Source organism: Chromobacterium sp. Rain0013 (assembly GCF_015291765.1).
Lineage (GTDB): Bacteria > Pseudomonadota > Gammaproteobacteria > Burkholderiales > Chromobacteriaceae > Chromobacterium > Chromobacterium haemolyticum.
The window spans coordinates 4,754,331-4,771,023 of the sequence record NZ_CP031514.1; the positions used below are offsets into that span (position 1 = coordinate 4,754,331).

Annotated in this window: 15 protein-coding genes; 5 read left to right on the forward strand and 10 right to left on the reverse strand. The window is 64.6% G+C overall.

The features are described from left to right. The first annotated feature begins 14 nt into the window (after positions 1–14). Positions 15–1,286 carry an MFS transporter gene (locus DXT74_RS21775; RefSeq protein WP_019101890.1) on the forward strand — a complete coding sequence of 424 codons (1,272 nt, stop codon included), beginning with the start codon at positions 15–17 and terminating at the stop codon, positions 1,284–1,286. 208 nt (positions 1,287–1,494) lie between these two features. On the opposite strand, the gene DXT74_RS21780 is transcribed toward DXT74_RS21775, so the two are convergent. The 3 genes from DXT74_RS21780 to DXT74_RS21790 are packed head-to-tail and all read right to left on the reverse strand — an operon-like array spanning position 1,495 to position 5,256. Next, positions 1,495–2,019, reverse strand: coding sequence for a DUF2946 family protein (locus DXT74_RS21780; protein ID WP_194426980.1), 525 nt, complete (start codon positions 2,017–2,019; stop codon positions 1,495–1,497). A gap of 55 nt (positions 2,020–2,074) precedes the next feature. Then, positions 2,075–4,567 carry an ABC transporter permease gene (locus DXT74_RS21785; protein ID WP_194426981.1) on the reverse strand — a complete coding sequence of 831 codons (2,493 nt, stop codon included), beginning with the start codon at positions 4,565–4,567 and terminating at the stop codon, positions 2,075–2,077. Continuing rightward, positions 4,564–5,256: an ABC transporter ATP-binding protein gene (locus tag DXT74_RS21790; protein WP_019101893.1), complete on the reverse strand. Its 693-nt coding sequence runs from the start codon at positions 5,254–5,256 to the stop codon at positions 4,564–4,566. Before DXT74_RS21790 ends, DXT74_RS21785 begins: the two co-directional genes overlap by 4 nt. Before the next feature lie 2 nt (positions 5,257–5,258). On the opposite strand from DXT74_RS21790, the gene DXT74_RS21795 reads away from it, so the two are divergent. Further along, a complete protein-coding gene (locus DXT74_RS21795; RefSeq protein WP_194426982.1) occupies positions 5,259–5,858 on the forward strand; it encodes an arylesterase in 600 nt (199 codons plus the stop codon). 202 nt (positions 5,859–6,060) lie between these two features. Here DXT74_RS21795 and DXT74_RS21800 read toward each other — a convergent pair whose 3' ends face one another. The 6 genes from DXT74_RS21800 to DXT74_RS21825 form a co-directional block, all read right to left on the reverse strand. Continuing rightward, positions 6,061–7,293, reverse strand: coding sequence for a GGDEF domain-containing protein (locus DXT74_RS21800; protein ID WP_141113294.1), 1,233 nt, complete (start codon positions 7,291–7,293; stop codon positions 6,061–6,063). Continuing rightward, a complete protein-coding gene (locus DXT74_RS21805; protein ID WP_052370274.1) occupies positions 7,290–8,492 on the reverse strand; it encodes a GGDEF domain-containing protein in 1,203 nt (400 codons plus the stop codon). Before DXT74_RS21805 ends, DXT74_RS21800 begins: the two co-directional genes overlap by 4 nt. Positions 8,493–8,631: 139 nt before the next feature. Then, positions 8,632–9,246 carry a peroxiredoxin gene (locus DXT74_RS21810; protein ID WP_019103359.1) on the reverse strand — a complete coding sequence of 205 codons (615 nt, stop codon included), beginning with the start codon at positions 9,244–9,246 and terminating at the stop codon, positions 8,632–8,634. 290 nt (positions 9,247–9,536) lie between these two features. Continuing rightward, on the reverse strand, positions 9,537–11,330 hold the full coding sequence (gene aspS, locus DXT74_RS21815; protein WP_043632136.1) for an aspartate--tRNA ligase: 1,794 nt from the start codon (positions 11,328–11,330) through the stop codon (positions 9,537–9,539). Between the two features lie 84 nt (positions 11,331–11,414). Beyond that, positions 11,415–12,083, reverse strand: a complete 669-nt coding sequence (locus tag DXT74_RS21820; RefSeq protein WP_043632133.1) for a DUF502 domain-containing protein — start codon at positions 12,081–12,083, stop codon at positions 11,415–11,417. A gap of 6 nt (positions 12,084–12,089) precedes the next feature. Next, complete coding sequence (locus tag DXT74_RS21825) at positions 12,090–12,365, reverse strand: FmdB family zinc ribbon protein (protein WP_114153413.1); 276 nt, start codon at positions 12,363–12,365, stop codon at positions 12,090–12,092. A gap of 265 nt (positions 12,366–12,630) precedes the next feature. Here DXT74_RS21825 and fabI point away from each other — a divergent pair, with 265 nt between their 5' ends. Genes fabI through DXT74_RS21840 form a run of 3 tightly spaced genes read left to right on the forward strand, consistent with a single transcriptional unit; the run spans position 12,631 to position 15,505 of the window. Continuing rightward, positions 12,631–13,407: an enoyl-ACP reductase FabI gene (gene fabI / locus DXT74_RS21830; protein ID WP_043632752.1), complete on the forward strand. Its 777-nt coding sequence runs from the start codon at positions 12,631–12,633 to the stop codon at positions 13,405–13,407. An 11-nt stretch (positions 13,408–13,418) separates the two neighbouring features. Next, positions 13,419–14,354 (forward strand): phosphate acetyltransferase, encoded by a 936-nt coding sequence (locus tag DXT74_RS21835; RefSeq protein WP_043632128.1) that lies wholly within the window; start codon positions 13,419–13,421, stop codon positions 14,352–14,354. Next, positions 14,351–15,505 (forward strand): acetate/propionate family kinase, encoded by a 1,155-nt coding sequence (locus tag DXT74_RS21840; RefSeq protein ID WP_114153412.1) that lies wholly within the window; start codon positions 14,351–14,353, stop codon positions 15,503–15,505. Before DXT74_RS21835 ends, DXT74_RS21840 begins: the two co-directional genes overlap by 4 nt. An 84-nt stretch (positions 15,506–15,589) precedes the next feature. Here the strand turns inward: DXT74_RS21840 and DXT74_RS21845 are convergent, their stop codons facing one another. Further along, complete coding sequence (locus DXT74_RS21845; RefSeq protein ID WP_194426983.1) at positions 15,590–16,642, reverse strand: phospholipase A; 1,053 nt, start codon at positions 16,640–16,642, stop codon at positions 15,590–15,592. Positions 16,643–16,693 lie beyond the last annotated feature (51 nt).

The following is a 16,693-nucleotide window of genomic DNA, read 5'->3' on the forward strand; positions in this document are numbered from 1 at the left end:
CAGAAGGAAGACCCATGTCCACCCCCAAATCCGTGCCGGATCATTTGCCGGTCGAAGACACGCTGATCGACGCCGAGATAGACGACGCCGGCGTGCAAAGCCAACGCCCCGCGCTGCACCGTCCCTGGCTGTTGCTGCTGGGCCTGATCCTGGTAGGCGTCAACCTGCGGCCGGCGCTGTCCAGCCTATCCCCAGTGCTGCGCGACGTCGCCGCCAGCCGAGGGCTCAGCGGCCTGATGGCCGGCCTGCTCACCACGTTGCCGGTCGCCTGTCTCGGCCTGTTCGGCCCCTTGGCGCCGCGGTTGGCCCGCCTCTGGGGCAGCGAAAAAACCATCGCGCTCATCCTGGTGACGCTGGCGCTGGGCATTTTGCTGCGCACTCAGTTCGGTCAATTCGGCCTGTTCGCCGGTTCGGCCTTGGCCGGCGCCAGCATCGGCGTCATCGGCGTATTGCTGCCCGGCATTGTCAAACGCGACTTCCCCGCTCAGGTCAGCCTGATGACAGGGGTCTACACCATGGCGCTGTGCCTGGGCGCGGCGCTGGCCGCCGGTCTCACCGTGCCGGCCATGCGTTGGATGGGCGACAGCTGGCAAGGCGCGTTGGCGATCTGGGCAAGCCCGGCGCTGCTGGCCTTGCTGGTGTGGTGGCCGCAAACGCGGATCCGGCAGGCGTCCCATCACGGTCAATGGCTGGTGCGCGGCTTGCTGCGCGATCCCTTGGCCTGGCAAGTCACCTTGTTCATGGGTTTGCAGTCGTCGATGGCCTACATCGTGTTCGGCTGGCTGCCGTCCATCCTGATAGACCGCGGCGAGACCGCGCTGCACGCCGGCCTGCTGCTGTCCATTTCCATCATGGTGCAGGTGGTGTCCTCGCTGCTGGTGCCGGCGCTGGGACAGCGCTGTCGCGACCAGCGCCCGCCGATCGCCGTCACCGTGGCGCTGGTGATCAGCGGCCTGCTCGGCATGCTGTTCGCGCCGACAGACAGCCTGCTGTTCTGGGCGGTGCTGCTGGGTCTGGGCCAAGGCGGCCTGTTCAGCATGGCGTTGAGCCTGCTGGCGTTGCGCTCGCCGGATCCCCATGTGGCCGCCCATCTGTCCGGCATGGCCCAGGGCGTCGGCTATGCGCTGGCTTCTCTCGGTCCGCTCAGCGTAGGCCTGATCCGCGACCAGACCCACAGCTTGTGGCCGCTGGGTCTGTTGTTCACGCTCATCTCCGCCGCCACCTTCGCCATGGGCATGTTGGCTGGGCGCAAGCGTCTGGTGCAGGTGGAGTCGCGTCCGCTCTAGGAGCTTGTTCAAAATCTGCTGCGCTTCGTGGAGCGTTGCACGGTGAGTACAAGCTCAAAATGCTCATGTACGCCATGTACATTCGGCGTTCTCAGCCGTTTTCGCCTTGTTTCGCCCTTGTTCGCGAGATCGTAAACAGGTTCTAAGCCATCCGCGGACCAAACAAAACCCCGGGCAAGCCCGGGGTTTTGTTTGACTGTGAAACGGCTCAGCCTTTGGGCCGTCCGACGATGCCGTAACGCAGCCACAAATCCGGCAGGCTCTCCTTCCCCAGCGGAATCGCCGCCTTGCCCAACGCCAGCCTGTCCGGCAACGAGGCCGTGTCGCCGTCCCAGCCCGGCGCCCCTTCTTCCAGCACCGCGGCCAGGTCGCGGTCATCCACCGCCGCCAGCTCGCCGCCGATCTCGATCAACAACATGCCTTCCGGCGTCAGCCAGGCGGAGCGCGCCGGCACGTCGTCGTCGTACGGCAGCGTGCTCCAACCCGACGGAGTGCGCCGCGCCACCAGCGGCGCGGCATCCAGCGTCACATAGACTTTTTGCGGCCCGTTCTGCACATAACAGCGCCCCAGTCCGTCGCGGCTGTAGTTGCGGCCAAAAAACTCGGTCATCGCCTCATGCTGCAAGCGCTCGTCCTTGATCCACCACTGGCCGCGCGCGTCCAGCCGCAACCAGCCAAACACGGCGGGCACGTTCGGCCACTTGGCCATTGCCGCCTGTACTATCGCATCCATCATGCGTCTCCTTGCGGGTTTCGCCCCGCTTGACTCTCAGCTTTGACCACCAAACTCAAATCGCTCTCAACACCGCCATCGGCGAAGTCCGGGTCACTCTCCCGACGAGCGGCCAACCGGCCACCACCACCACCAGCGCGCCACAGGCGATGCCGGCGGGCAACAGCCACGGATTGAACACCAAGGGCAGGTTGAACAATTTGACCGAAGCCAAAGCGCCGATGCCCATCGCGCCCAATGCCGCCAATAAACCGGAAAACGCGCCCAGCCAGGCCAGTTCCGCCAGCACCACGCTGCGCACTTGCCGCCGCGACGCCCCCAGCGCCCGCATCAGGCCGACATCGAACAGCCTCTCGTCGCGAGTGGCCGCCAGCGACGCCCACAACACCAGCACGCCGGCGGCCAAGGCCAGGCCGAACATGGCCTCGATGCCGCGCGACAGCTTGTCCATCATCGCCCTCACCTCGGTCAGGATCGCCCCGACGTCGATCACGGTCAGATTGGGAAACTCGCCCACCAAGCGATTGACGAAATCCTCGTCCGCCGCCTCCAGCCGGAAGCTGGTGATCCAACTGGCCGGCTGCTGACTGAACTGACCGGGCGTGCCGATCACGAAGAAATTGACGCGGAAGCTGTCCCACGGCACTTCGCGCAAACTGGTGACCTTGGCGCGGTAAGCGGTGCCGGCCAGATCGAAAACCAGCGTATCGCCCAGCTTGATGCCCAAAGTGCCGGCCAGTTCCCGTTCCACCGAGAACTGCGGCGGAATCCGTTTCTGAACTGGCCACCACTGGCCCGCCGTCAGCTTGTTGCCCGGCGGCAACTCATCGCGCCAAGAGAGGTTGAACTCCCGCTCGGCCAAACGCCGCGCGCGTTCGTCCTCATACGCGGATGGCCGCACCGGGCGCTCGTTGATCGCGATCAGCCGCGCCCGCACCATGGGCGCCAATTCAGGCGCCTCGCGTCCCTCCGCGGCGAAGGCGTTGCGCACGCCGTCGAGCTGGTGGCGCTGAATATTGATGACGAATTTATTCGGCGCGTCCGCCGGCACGCTGCGTTGCCAGGCGCCGATCAGGTCGTCGCGCACAATGGTCAGCGTCAGCAAGGCCATCAGGCCCACCGACAAGGACACGATCTGGATCACCGCCAGCCAGTGGCGGCGGGCGATATTGGCGATGCCGAAGCGCCAGCCCACGCGGCGTCCGCGCGGCAGCCGCCGCATCAGATAGACCACGCCCAGCGCCAGCGCGCCCACCGCGGCGAAGAAACCCAGCATGCCGGCCAGCAGCCAGCCGGCCACAGCCAGGTCGCCAACTTGCCAGGCGGCCAGGCCCAGCAGCGCCACCAGGGCCAGCAAGGGCGCCAGCAGGCCCTGACGCGTCGGCGTCAATTCATCGCGCAGCACCGCCGCCGGCGGCACGTCGCGTATGCCCATCAAGGGCGGCAGAGCCAGGCCGGCCAGCAACACCAGCGAGGCCAACGGCCCCACCAGCCAGGTCAGCCAGCCCGGGTCCGGCAGAATCTCGCCGACATAACCGCTGGCCAGCCGCATCAGCGCCAGTTGCACGCCGAAGCCGCCGGCGGTGCCCAAAGCGCCGGCCAGCAGCCCCAACAATAGAAACAGGCTGACGAACAAGCCCCACACCTCGCCCGCCGTCAGACCCAGGCAGCGCAGCACCGCCACCTGCTGCCAATGGCGCGCCAGGTAACGGCGAACCACCAGCGCCACCGCTGACGCGGCCAGCGCCACGGTCAGCATCGCGGTCAGGCCGAGAAAGCGCCGCGCGCGCTCCAGCGCTGTGCGCACCTCCGGCCTCGCCTCCTCGACGTTTTCCAGCCGCGCGTCTTTGGGCTTGGCCTTGTCCAGCCACTGGCGGAAATCGGCGATGCCGCGATCGTCGCCGGCGAACATCAAGCGCCAGCGCGCGCGGCTGCCTTCCTGGATCAGGCCGGTGGCGGCCAGGTCGGCGCGGTTGAACATCAGCCGCGGCACGAAGTTGTACAAATCCATCGCGCCGTCCGGCTCGCGGATGATTTCGCCGGCCAGCCGCAGTTGCGCGCCTCCCACGCCCAGGGTGTCGCCCAGCTTCAGCTTCAAGCGCCGCATCAGCCTGGCGTCGGCCCAGGCAGTGCCCGCGGCCGGTCGCAAGCTGCCGCTGGCGATGCGGCCGTCGGCCAGCCTCACGCTGACTTCGCCGCGCAGGGGATAGTTGTCGCTGACCGATTTATATGTGGCCAAAGCCGCCTGGCCGCCGGAAAACACCATGGAAGGAAAGCTGATGTTGTCGGCCAGCCGCAGGCCCCGCTTCTCCGCCTCGCGGCGGATAGGCTCCGGCGCCGGCTGATTGCCGTTGAGCACCAAGTCCGCGGCCAGCAGCTGCGTGGCCTGGGTGGTCAGCGCGCGCTCTACGCGGTCGGAGAAAAAGGCCACGCTGCTCATCGCCATCACCGCCACCATCAGGGCCAGGGCCAGGATGGTGAGCTCGCCGGACACCAGTTCGCGGCGGATGAAGCGCAACACCAAGGTTAAGCGGCCGGCGAGAGTCATGAGCGCGCCCCGTTGAGCTTGCCTTCCACCAGCCGGTAGATGGCGTCGCAGCGGCTGGCCAGCTCGGTGTCGTGGGTGACCAGCACCAGAGCGGTGCCCTGCTCGGCGTTGAGCTGGAACAGCAGATCGATGATCTGGCGGCCGCTGTGCGGGTCCAGATTGCCGGTGGGCTCGTCGGCGAACAACAGCCCGGGGTGAATGACGAAGGCGCGCGCCAAGGCGACTCGTTGCTGCTCGCCGCCGGACAAGTGGCGCGGATAATGGCCCAGCCTATGGCTGAGGCCGACGCGGTCCAGCATCTGGCGCGCCGCTTCGCGCGCGTCGGCGCGGCCGGCCAGCTCCAGCGGCAGCATCACGTTTTCCTGCGCGGTCAGTTGCGGCATCAGCTGGAAATTCTGGAACACGAACCCCACCTTGTCTCTGCGCAGCAGCGCGCGCGCGTCTTCGCTCAAGCCGGACAAGGCTTGGCCAAACAAGGACACCTCGCCGCCGGACGGATGATCCAGACCCGCCAACAGGGACAACAGGGTAGACTTGCCGGAACCGGAAGCGCCGACGATGGCCACGCTCTCGCCCGGATACAGGGTTAGCGTGGCGCTGCGCAGGATGTTCAGCGGCTCGCCGTGGAAATGCACCTGCTTGGCCAGCTCGCTGGCCGCCAACACCGCCTGAGTTTCAATTGGATTCATTTATGCGCTCGATACTAAGCAAAGTTCTACTTTCCGCCGGCCTGTGCCTGCTGATATTGCCGGCGTCCGCCGCCACGATATTGGTCTTCGGAGACAGCCTGTCCGCCGGTTACGGCCTGTCTCCCGGCCAGGGCTGGGTCAGCCTGCTCGCCAAGGAGATGGGGGCGAAGCACCGCATCGTCAATGCCAGCATCTCAGGCGAAACCACCGCCGGCGGCCTGGCCAGGTTGCCAGACGCACTGGCGCGCCATCGCCCGGACATCGTGGTGCTGGAGCTGGGCGCCAACGACGGGCTGCGCGGCCTGCCGCTGGAGCAGATGCGCGGCAACCTGTCCAAGATGATCGCCTTGGCCAAACAAAGCAAGGCCAAGGTAGTGCTGGTGGGCATGGCCCTGCCCCCGAACTATGGCCCGCAATACGGCGCCGAGTTCCACAAAGCCTACGCCGACTTGGCCAAACGCGAGCGCCTCTCCTTCGTGCCCTTGCTGGTGGCCGGCTTCGAGGCCGATTTGTCCCAGTTCCAACCGGACGGGCTGCACCCTGTCGCCGCCGCCCAGCCCGCGATGATGCGCACGGTCAAGGCCAAGCTGCCGCTGAGCTGAAACCCCTCCCGCGCGGCGGTTTTCCGTTGCGTCGGGACATTTGCGGCAGTGACTGTCTTAGAGCCTGTTCAAAGGCTCGCGAGCAAGAGCGAGACAAGGCGAAAACGAGCGAAAAAGCGGAATGTACACGTGGTACATGAGCATTTTGAGCTTGTACTCACCGTGCAACGCTTCACGACGCGCAGCAGATCGTGAACAGGTTCTAACCCCGCTCCGGCTCAGCGTCCCACACGCACACCCGGTTGCGACCGGATGCTTTGGCCCGGTACAAGGCGGCGTCCGCCTGCAGCAAAGCCTGCTGGCTGCCGTTCAGCGGCGGCTGGCCCGCCACGCCGATGGACACCGTCTGCGCGTAGCCGTCGGGCAATCCGTCCAGTTGAGCTTGGGCCAGGCGCAGCCTGACCGCCTCCATCTTCTCCGCCAGCCTCTCAGGCGCCAAGCCAGGGGCCAGCACCACAAACTCCTCTCCGCCATAGCGCGCCAGCGTCATCCAGCCCTCCAGACAGGAGGCAATGAGCTGCGCCGCCTGCTGCAACACCTGGTCGCCCACCAAATGGCCAAAGCGGTCGTTCACTTGCTTGAACTCGTCCAGATCCAACATCGCCAGGCTCCAGACCGCCTCGTTGGACTGATCCAGTTCCGCCATCCGGCAACGCAAGGCCCGCTGATTCAAGCAGCCGGTCAACACGTCGGAGTCCGCCAGCAGATTCATCTGCTCAGCCGCCTGCTGCAACATCTGCCTGCGCTGCTCCAGCAGTTCCCGCTTGGCCGCGCTTTCCGCGTACAGCGCTTGCAGGCAGCGCAGCACCACCGCATTGCGCTCGCGCAGTCTCACGGTGTCGCGCAGCAGGGGATTGAAGCTGGACAGGAATTCCCACTGCACCAGGATGAAGATCACCGCGCCCACCAGCAAAGCGCTGTACAGCAAAGTGCCCTCGCAGTGGAAACGATACAGCGGGTATATCCAGTAACCGACGAAAAACGTCAGGTGCAGATCGCGGCACGGGGCCAGCAGCAGGCAGACCGCGGCAAAGCCGCCGGCTAGCCACAGCACCACCACGATGCGGTAAGGCCCCTCCGTCTGGGGAAACATGAACCACATCATCATGCTCCACACCAGCGCGCTGAACAGCATCAACTGCCGCAGCGCCTGATAATGCCGGAACACTTGATCCTGGCTATGCGCGTCACGGCGAAAACGATAAACCAGGCGCGCGAACAGCAACTGCATCAGCAGGAACATCCCCACCCAGCTCAAGATGCGCCAGCCGGGCGCATGCCCGAACATCAGCAGACCAAATAGCGGGATGGCGATGAAAGACTGCAGAATCGAAAGCTGGAGCATGGAAACGAACTGACGCACCAATTCCGCCTCCAACTGCGGATGAGGCGCTTGCCAGGGAAACGGCATCAGAATGCCCAGTCTCCGCCTCACGCCTCGCCCTCTCTCGCCAGGCAGACGCGGTCGCGCCCCTGCGCCTTGGCTTGATACAGCGCCTTGTCCGCCTGTTGCAGCAGACTCAGCGGGTCCACGCCCCGCCGCCAGGCGGCCACGCCGCAGGACAAGGTCACGGGCAAGTCGCCGGTCAGACGCCGCCAGTCCCAGCCGCCCACCTTGCCGCGCAGCGCCTCCATGCGCCGGTTCAACTCAGAGCCGCTGCAGGCAGGCGCCAGCAGCAGGAACTCCTCCCCGCCGTAACGGCCGAACAGCTCGCCGTCCACCAGCGCCTGCTGCGCCAGCGCGCACAGCTGTTGCAACACCTCGTCGCCGCGCGCATGGCCGCAACTGTCGTTGATACGCTTGAAATGGTCCAGATCGATGATGGCGATGGCGAAAGGCGCGCCCTGGGTTTCCGAATGTTCCAGCAAGCGCTCCATTTCCCGCATCAAGGAGCGCATGTTCAACACGCCGGTCAAGGGATCGCGCGAGGCCAGCTCGCTGATGCGCTCCACCGCTCCGTCCAGTTCTATGTTTTTCTGCTCCAGCATCGCGTTGTAACTATCCAACTGCGCCTGCTCCAACGTCAACTCTCGCATCAGGCTGGCGTTTTCTGCGCGCTGTCCCATGGATTCCAGCGCAAAGCGATGCAACAAAGAGGTAAACAGCGTCAGCGACAGGCAATAGACGAGGCCGGAAGCGCCCACCCAGCGCAGCACCGGCTCCGGAGAAAGGAACAGACGCAGCAGCAGCAAGCCCCAGAGCGGACCGACGAAACCATAAAACAGCTCACGGCGCGCCGACAGCATCGCGCCTTGCACCGCGCTGACCGCAATGCCCCACAGCACCACGATCAGACTGTATGTCAGATCGTCTCCAGGCATCAGAATCCAGGCCGCGGCGCCCCAGCCCGAGCCCGCGGCGACGATCTGCGCTGAGAAGCGCCGATACAAGGCGGCGATCTGCCAATCGTCGTGTTCGGGGCAGCGGCTGGCGCGCCAAGTGGTGCCCCACAAGCTCAGCAGCAGCAGGCTAAAAAGCAGCAGCCACAGCAAGGCGGCCGCAAGCGGCGCCCTCCCCCATTCCAGGCCGGTCAGCAAGGCAGCGCCCAACAAGGCGTGCGGCACGGACAGGTGAGTGGAGCGCATCACATGCAGCATGGTGTAGCTGTCCAGCTGGCTGATCGGCAGAGACATGGCTCGGGCCTGTCATTATCTTGGTAGCTTATTGTTAGTTATAGCGAGCAATGCGCCAAGTCGGCCAAGGCCGCGCAATAAAAAGCCCCGCGGGCCAAGGCGCGCGGGGCAGGGTTGGACGCAATCCGTTTACGACGGATTACAGGTCCTTGGCGTTTTCAGCCAGGTAGGAAGCCACGCCTTCAGCGCTCGGCTTCATGCCTTTCTTACCCTTGTTCCAACCCGCCGGGCACACTTCGCCGTGCTCTTCGGTGAACTGCAGCGCGTCAACCATGCGCAGCATTTCGTCGACGTTGCGGCCCAGCGGCAGGTTGTTCACCACTTGGTGCTGCACCACGCCGGAGCGGTCGATCAGGAAAGAGCCACGGAAAGCGACGCCGCCATCGGCTTCAACGTCGAAAGCCTTGCACAGTTCGTGCTGGATATCGGCCACCAGGGTGTAGCCAACCTGGCCGATGCCGCCCTTTTCCACCGGGGTGTTGCGCCATGCGGCGTGGGTGAACTGGCTGTCGATGGACACGCCGATCACTTCCACGTTCTTGGCTTTGAAGTCGGCCAGACGGTGGTCGAAAGCGATCAGTTCGGACGGGCACACGAAGGTGAAGTCCAGCGGGTAGAAGAATACTACCGCGTATTTGCCGGCGGTAGCTTGCTTGAAGGAGTAGTTGTCAACGATCTGACCATCGCCCAGCACGGCGGAGAAGGTTTTCGCGCCATCGAAGAAGGGGGCTTGTTTGCCAACGAGTACGGCCATTGCGGATCTCCTTAAAGGTCTTGGTATGACTGCGCTTCCCTGATCGGGCGTCGGGAAACGCGGCGGAATGCGAGGCTTTATAAATCAGGCCCGCCAACATCGGCAAATTGTAAATCCATATCGTTGCGATAAAGTTTTGCAATGCCGGCCCGGCAGGCGCTCGCGTCAAGTATGAGGCTGCTGTTAGATTGGGCCAAAAGCGCAAGGTTCAAGCCAAGGCCGTCAAGAGCCTCAGAATGAAAAACGGCCGCTGCTTGCGCAACGGCCGTTATCGTCGGATCAAACCAGCATCAAGCGGACGGCTCAGCCTTCTGGCGCAGACGCAGATTCAGTTCGCGCAGTTGCTTGTCGTCCACCGCGTTGGGCGCGTTGGTCAGCAGGCACTGAGCGCGCTGGGTTTTCGGGAAGGCGATCACGTCGCGGATGGACTCCGCGCCGCACATCAGCGTCACCAGGCGGTCCAGACCGAAAGCCAGGCCGCCATGCGGCGGCGCGCCGAACTTCAGGTTGTCCAACAGGAAGCCGAACTTGTTCTGCTGCTCTTCCGGGCTGATTTTCAGCGCGCCAAACACTTTTTCCTGGATGTCGGCGCGATGGATACGGATGGAGCCGCCGCCGATTTCCCAGCCGTTCAGCACCATGTCGTAGGCGCGCGCCAGGCAGGCGCCCGGATCGGTGGCCATCAGGTCCTCGTGGCCCGGCTTCGGGCTGGTGAACGGATGGTGGCAAGCGGTCCAGCGATCGTCGTCCTCGTCGTGCTCGAACATCGGGAAGTCCACCACCCACAGCGGACGCCATTCCTTGACGAAGTAGCCGTTGGCCAGGCCGTGTTCGTGGCCGATCTTGATGCGCAGCGCGCCGATGGCCTCGTTCACCACCTTGGCCTTGTCCGCGCCGAAGAAGATGATGTCGCCGTTTTGCGCGCCGGTGCGCTCGATGATGGCTTTCAGGCCGCCCTCGGACAGGAACTTGACGATGGGCGACTGCAGGCCTTCTTCCGTCGGCTTGCTGGCGTCGTTGACCTTGATGTAGGCCAGACCCTTGGCGCCGTAGATGCCAACGAACTGGGTGTAGTCGTCGATTTCCTTGCGGCTGAGGCCGGAACCGCCCGGCACGCGCAGGGCCACCACGCGGCCGCCCGCCATGTCGGCCGCGCCGCGGAACACCTTGAACTCTTCCGACTTCATCACATCGGTCAGTTCGGTGAATTTCAGATCCACGCGCATGTCCGGCTTGTCGGAGCCGTAGTAGAACATCGCGTCGGCGTAAGTCATGCGCGGGAACTGCGGCAGCTCCACGCCCAGTACGTCGCGGAAGATCTCCTTGGTCATGCCCTCGGTGATGTCCATGATCTCATCCTCGTTCAGGAACGAGGTCTCGATATCGATCTGGGTGAATTCCGGCTGACGGTCGGCGCGCAGGTCTTCGTCTCGGAAGCACTTGGTGATCTGGTAGTAGCGGTCAAAGCCGGCCACCATCAGCAATTGCTTGAACAGCTGCGGCGATTGCGGCAACGCGAAGAATTCGCCCGGATGCACGCGGGAAGGCACCAGGTAATCGCGCGCGCCTTCCGGCGTGGAGCGGGTCAGCATCGGGGTTTCGATATCGATGAAGCCCTGCTTGTCCAGATGGTTGCGCACGCCCATCGCCACCTTGTAGCGCAAGCGCAGGTTTTTCTGCATCGCCGGGCGGCGCAGATCAATCACGCGGTTGGTCAGGCGCACGTTCTCGGACAGGTTTTCGTCGTCGATCTGGAACGGCGGCGTGGCGGCGGCGTTGAGGATTTCGATTTCCTTGGCCAGGATTTCGATCTCGCCGGAAATCATCTTGCTGTTGGCGGTGCCCGCCGGACGCTCGCGCACGATGCCGGTGATGGACAGCACGTATTCGCCGCGGCTGCTGTCGGCCAGCTGGAACGCTTCCGGGGTGTCCGGATCAATCACCACCTGCACCAGGCCTTCGCGGTCGCGCAGGTCGATGAAGATCACGCCGCCATGGTCGCGGCGGCGGTGAGCCCAGCCCTTCACGGTGACGGTCTGGCCGAGGTATTTCTTGTCAATAAGTCCGCAATAGTCGGTACGCATTTGGGTAAACCCTTTTATTCAAATTCGTTGAGGCTTCCCCGCCCGGGGGAAAGAAAGGCGTTAAGGGCTAGACAGGGTGTCGGTCTAGCCCTGCCGATTATGTTCGTCGTTCAGGCGCGGACGCTGGGCGGCCGGCGGCGGATTCGGCGCCACCATGCCCATGGAGATCGCGTATTTCAACGCTTCGTCCACGCTCATGTTCAAGTTGCGGGTGTCCTTCTTGGCCACCATCACGAAATAACCCGAGGTCGGGTTGGGGATGGTGGGCACATAGACCCCGATGAACTCGTCGTCGGACAAGGATTCGGACACGACATCAGGCAGCGGGCCGGTTTGAAACGCCACCGTCCACATGCCGGAATGAGGAAACTGGACCAGCAGCGCCTTTTTGAAGGCCTGGCCGGAATCGGACAGCAAGGTGTCGCTGACTTGCTTGACGCTGTTGTAAATGCTCTTCACCACCGGAATGCGGGACAGCAGCGCGTCCCACATATCCAGCACGCGCTGGCCCAGCACATTGGCGGCCAACATGCCGGTGCCCAACAGAATCATCACCGACAGCACCACGCCCAGGCCCGGCAGATGGAAGCCGAGCAAGGCCTCCGGCTGCCATTCCTGCGGCAGCAGGTTCAGCGTCTGGTCCAGCGAAGTGACGATCAGGTTCAACACCCACAGCGTCACGGCCAGGGGCAACCACACCAGCAAGCCGGTGACCAGATAGCCCTTTAGCGTCATTTTGATTTGCGGCGTCATTGGGGTTTACGCGCACCCACAGCCAGTGCCGCAACTATGCCCGCCACCGCTGTCCGAAGACGCGCTGTCGGAGGATGCGGAGGATGAGCCGCCGGATGCGCCGCCCTTGAAGTCCGTGGCGTACCAGCCGGAACCTTTCAACTGGAAGCCGGCCGCGGACAGCTGCTTGCGATACTCGGCGCTGCCGCAGGCAGGGCATTGAGCGATCGGCTCGTCGCTGAGTTTTTGCAGGTGCTCTTTGGCGACGCCGCAGGCGCCGCAACGGTATTCGTAGATTGGCATAGCTTTGCTTCCCCACCAGTAATCATGATGGCATAATAAACCGAACTCATGCTGCACTGCACTATCCGAGCGAGAACTTCCGCTCGGCATGCCTAGTCGGACAGATGCGGACGAAGCGCCTCGAGATCAAGCCTTCGTTCCCGCCAAATCGTCGATTATATCCGACTGAATCGTCAATACAAAAATCCCTTTGCTTCATTAGCCCGCAATACTGCCCTGCAACCCTACAAATCCCGGAGGTCACATGGTTTACCAAGAGGGTCAGATGGAAAGCATTCGCAACATTCTTGCCGGCAAGAAAGGCCTGATTGTCGGCATCGCCAATGAGAACAGCATCGCCTACGGCTGCGCCAGCGTATTGCGCGACCTTGGCGCGGAGTTCGCCGTTACCTACCTGAACCAGAAAGCGGAAAAATACGTGCGTCCGCTGGCCGACCAGCTAGGCTCGCCGCTGGTACTGCCGCTGGACGTGGAGCAGCCCGGGCAGATGGAAGCGGTGTTCGAGGCGATCCGCCAGCAATGGGGCAAACTGGATTTTGTCATTCACTCCATCGCCTTCTGCCCCATGGACGACCTTCACGGCCGCGTCACCGACTGCTCGCTCGCCGGTTTTCAGCAGGCGATGCGCGTGTCCTGCTATTCCTTCATCGAAATGGCCCGCTTGGCCGAACCCTTGATGATTCAGGGCGGCAGCCTGATCACCATGAGCTATTACGGCGCGGACAAGGTGGTGGAGAACTACAACATCATGGGTCCGGTCAAGGCGGCGCTGGAAAGCGTATCGCGCTACCTGGCCAGCGAACTGGGCGCCAAGAACATCCGCGTGCACGCGGTGTCTCCCGGCCCGCTGCGCACTCGCGCCGCCTCCGGCATCGCCCATTTCGATCAATTGATCGAGGACGCCATCGCGCGAGCGCCTCAGAACCGCCTGGTGGAAATCGAAGACGTGGGCACCACCTGCGCCTTCCTCATCTCCGAAGCCGCCCGCGGCCTGACCGGTCAGACCATCTATGTCGATGGCGGCCATCACATCAAGGCCTGAGGGAGCACGCCATGACTCGCGACGAACATGCTTTTTCCGACATCCTCCAACAGGCCGTTGGCCTGGGCCCGCTGCCGATGGCCGTGGCCCACCCCTGCAGCCGCGAAGCGCTGCTGGGCGCGGTGGAGGCAGCCGACCACGGCATCGCCACTCCCATTCTGGTCGCCCCCGCCGCCAGGCTGGCCAAGTTGGCCGACGAACTGGAAGTGGACCTGAAGCGTTTTGAGCTGGTCGACGTGCCGCACAGCCATGCCGCCGCCGAACAGGCGGTGACCCTGGTGCGCGAAGGCTACGCCGATATTCTGATGAAGGGCAGCCTGCACACCGACGAATTCATGGGCGAAGCGCTGGCGCGCGGCACCGGCATCCGTACCGACCGCCGCATCAGCCACGTTTGGATCATGAAGGTGGAAACCTATCCGCGTTATCTGTTCATCACCGACGCCGCGATCAATATCGAGCCCGACCTGCTGACCAAGCGCGACATCTGTCAGAACGCCATCGACCTGACCCAGGCGCTGGGCATTTCCCAGCCCAAGGTGGCCATCCTGGCGGCGGTGGAAACCATCAATCCGGCGATGCGCTCCACACTGGACGCCGCCGCGCTGTGCAAGATGGCGGATCGCGGCCAGATCACCGGAGCCATCCTCGACGGCCCGCTGGCCTTCGACAACGCCATCTCGCGCGAAGCCGCCGACAGCAAAGGCATCGTCTCGCCGGTGGCCGGCGACCCGGACATCCTGCTGGTGCCGGACCTTGAAGCCGGCAATATGCTGGGCAAGCAGCTGACCTATCTCGCCGCCGCTGCTTCCGCCGGCATCGTGATGGGCGCGCGCGCGCCCATCGTGCTGACCAGCCGCGCCGACGACGCCACCGGCCGCCTCGCCTCCGCCGCGGTGGCCAACCTGCTGGCGCACAAACGCCGGCAAAGCGGGCCCCGCTCATGAGCCGGGTACTGCTCGCCGTCAACGCCGGTTCCTCCACGCTTAAATTCCGCGCCTTCACCCCGGATGGACGCCAGTTGCTGGCGCGCGGCATGGTGGACCGCTTTGGCCAGACCAAGCCGGAACTGCAATTGCTGGACGGCAAGGGCCAGACGCTGAGCCGCCACGCGCTGGACGACGGCAGCCGCGGCAGCGCCATCGCCGCGGTGATCAACAGCCTGGCCGATCAGCAGCTGGAGCCGCTGGCCGTGGTGCACCGGGTGGTCCACGGCGGCGGCCGCTTCACCGCCGCGCTGCGGCTGGACGCCGACATTCGCGCTCAGTTGGAGGACTATGTGGCGCTGGCGCCGCTGCATCAGCCGGTCAGCCTGTCCGTGATCGCCGCCTTCGAGGAGTACGACGCCCGTTTGCCGCAGTTCGCCTGCTTCGACACCGCCTTCCACGCTCAGCAGCCGGAAGTGGCCACCCGCTTCGGCATCGCCCGCCACTGGCACGACGACGGCGTTCGCCGCTACGGCTTCCACGGCCTATCCTACGCCGCCATCGCGCGGCGGCTGCCGGAACTGGGCCTGGACCGCGCCAAGGTGGTGGTCTGCCACCTGGGCAGCGGCGCCAGCGCCTGCGCGCTGGACGCCGGCCGCAGCATGGCCTCCAGCATGGGCTTCTCCGCGGTGGACGGGCTGATGATGGGCAGCCGTCCCGGCTATATCGACCCTGAAGTCATTCTCTACTGGCAGGAACAGGCCGGCATGAGCGTGGCCGATGTGCGGCGCGAGCTGTACAAAAACTCCGGCCTGCTAGGGGTCTCCGGTCTCTCGTCCGATATGCGCGAACTGCTGGCCAGCGATTTGCCTGCGGCGCGCGAAGCCATCGAGCTGTTCTGCTATCGGGTGGCGCGCGAGGTGGCCAGCCTGGCCGCGGCGATGAAGGGCCTGGATGCGCTGGTATTCACCGCCGGCGTGGGCGAGCACTCGCCGGAGGTGCGCGGCCGAGTGCTGCAACAGCTGGCCTGGCTGGGCTTTGAAGCCGACCAGGCGGCCAACCTGGCCCAGGCCAGGCGGCTGACCACCGCCGCCAGCGCGCGCGCCGCCTATGTGCTGCCCACCGACGAGGAGGGCGAGATGGCGCGCCAAGCGGCCGCGCTGCTGCAATAAGCGCAGGGCCCGCCCATGGGCGGGCCGCTCACATTCTTTCCAGCAGCCACGCAGCGGACTCCAGCCCCGGACAGCTCGCGAGGCTCACTCCAGCCAATCGCTCATCGTCAGGCCAATGCCCAGCGCGCGAGTGCGCACGTTGTAGTCGATCAGGCTTTCGCCGTAACCGTCGAAAGCCTGCACATACCCCCTCAACTTGCCCTTCACCGGGAAACTCCAGTCCAATTGCAGGCCGTGCTTGCCGCTGTCGAAATTAGGCCGCCACAAGGCGCTGAAAGTCTGGCCGCGATATTGGTAGATCGCCTGCAGATCACCGTGCCCCATGTATTTCACGATATCCGGGTTGTCGTCCTTGTCGCCGGATTCCGGCAGCCGCGCCCACCAGCGTCCTTGCAAGGTAAACGGACCGTTGTCCAGCGCCGCCATCGCGTACACCCGGTTCCAGCTGCGCGACAAGGGATTGGCTCGGCCGTTGGATTGATGCAACAAACCCAGGCCGCCCATGCGCAGCCGGGTGTCGCCCCAGGCCCAGGCGGACGGCAACGGGAAGGTCAGGATCAACTCCGGTTCGTAGTCGGTGCCGCGGAACGGCGCGGAATGCGCCTGGTTGTAGATTTGCCAATGCGATTGCTGGGTGTAGGCGAACCACAGGTTCAGTGGGGTATCGAACATGTCTTCCCACACCTTGGTCTTGAACGACAGCTGGAACTTGGCCTCGGTCTTGTCCAGATCCCCGCCCGGCGTCTGACTGGGCGAACGGGTTGGCGATTGCGGCTCGTTGTTGGGCCTGGCCATCTGCCAGACCGGCAGATAGTAATTGGGGCGGTACAAGCGGAAACCAAAAGTGTCGCCGCGGGAGCGGCCGTCCAGATCCCATGCCTCGGCCAACCGGCTGGGCGCCGGCGCCGCGTCCGGCGGAACGCCGCCGGCCGAAACCTGCCGCTTCTGGGACTGAACGGCGGGGGAAGGCAAGGCCGCCGCCGCGGGCTGGCCGGCGGCTAGTCCGTCATAGCAGGCCAAACGCAGCTTGGCGTCCGCCAGGCGGCCGCACTCGGCCAGTTGCTGCGGCAGCTCCGCCGCCAAGGTCTGCGCCGCGCACAAAGCCAGCGCACATGCCGTCCATCCAGACATAGCCATGCCTCCCCCAGGGAAATCAATGCGCCAGACACACAAAAGGCTCCGCGATGC

What these genes read in the sequence shown, in the direction of transcription:
- DXT74_RS21775 (WP_019101890.1), top strand. Translation starts at nt 15, where the DNA reads ATGTCCACCCCCAAATCCGTGCCGGATCATTTGCCGGTCGAAGACACG.
- DXT74_RS21780 (WP_194426980.1), bottom strand. Translation starts at nt 2,019, where the DNA reads ATGGATGCGATAGTACAGGCGGCAATGGCCAAGTGGCCGAACGTGCCC.
- DXT74_RS21785 (WP_194426981.1), bottom strand. Translation starts at nt 4,567, where the DNA reads ATGACTCTCGCCGGCCGCTTAACCTTGGTGTTGCGCTTCATCCGCCGC.
- DXT74_RS21790 (WP_019101893.1), bottom strand. Translation starts at nt 5,256, where the DNA reads ATGAATCCAATTGAAACTCAGGCGGTGTTGGCGGCCAGCGAGCTGGCC.
- DXT74_RS21795 (WP_194426982.1), top strand. Translation starts at nt 5,259, where the DNA reads ATGCGCTCGATACTAAGCAAAGTTCTACTTTCCGCCGGCCTGTGCCTG.
- DXT74_RS21805 (WP_052370274.1), bottom strand. Translation starts at nt 8,492, where the DNA reads ATGTCTCTGCCGATCAGCCAGCTGGACAGCTACACCATGCTGCATGTG.
- DXT74_RS21810 (WP_019103359.1), bottom strand. Translation starts at nt 9,246, where the DNA reads ATGGCCGTACTCGTTGGCAAACAAGCCCCCTTCTTCGATGGCGCGAAA.
- aspS (WP_043632136.1), bottom strand. Translation starts at nt 11,330, where the DNA reads ATGCGTACCGACTATTGCGGACTTATTGACAAGAAATACCTCGGCCAG.
- DXT74_RS21820 (WP_043632133.1), bottom strand. Translation starts at nt 12,083, where the DNA reads ATGACGCCGCAAATCAAAATGACGCTAAAGGGCTATCTGGTCACCGGC.
- DXT74_RS21825 (WP_114153413.1), bottom strand. Translation starts at nt 12,365, where the DNA reads ATGCCAATCTACGAATACCGTTGCGGCGCCTGCGGCGTCGCCAAAGAG.
- fabI (WP_043632752.1), top strand. Translation starts at nt 12,631, where the DNA reads ATGGAAAGCATTCGCAACATTCTTGCCGGCAAGAAAGGCCTGATTGTC.
- DXT74_RS21835 (WP_043632128.1), top strand. Translation starts at nt 13,419, where the DNA reads ATGACTCGCGACGAACATGCTTTTTCCGACATCCTCCAACAGGCCGTT.
- DXT74_RS21840 (WP_114153412.1), top strand. Translation starts at nt 14,351, where the DNA reads ATGAGCCGGGTACTGCTCGCCGTCAACGCCGGTTCCTCCACGCTTAAA.
- DXT74_RS21845 (WP_194426983.1), bottom strand. Translation starts at nt 16,642, where the DNA reads ATGGCTATGTCTGGATGGACGGCATGTGCGCTGGCTTTGTGCGCGGCG.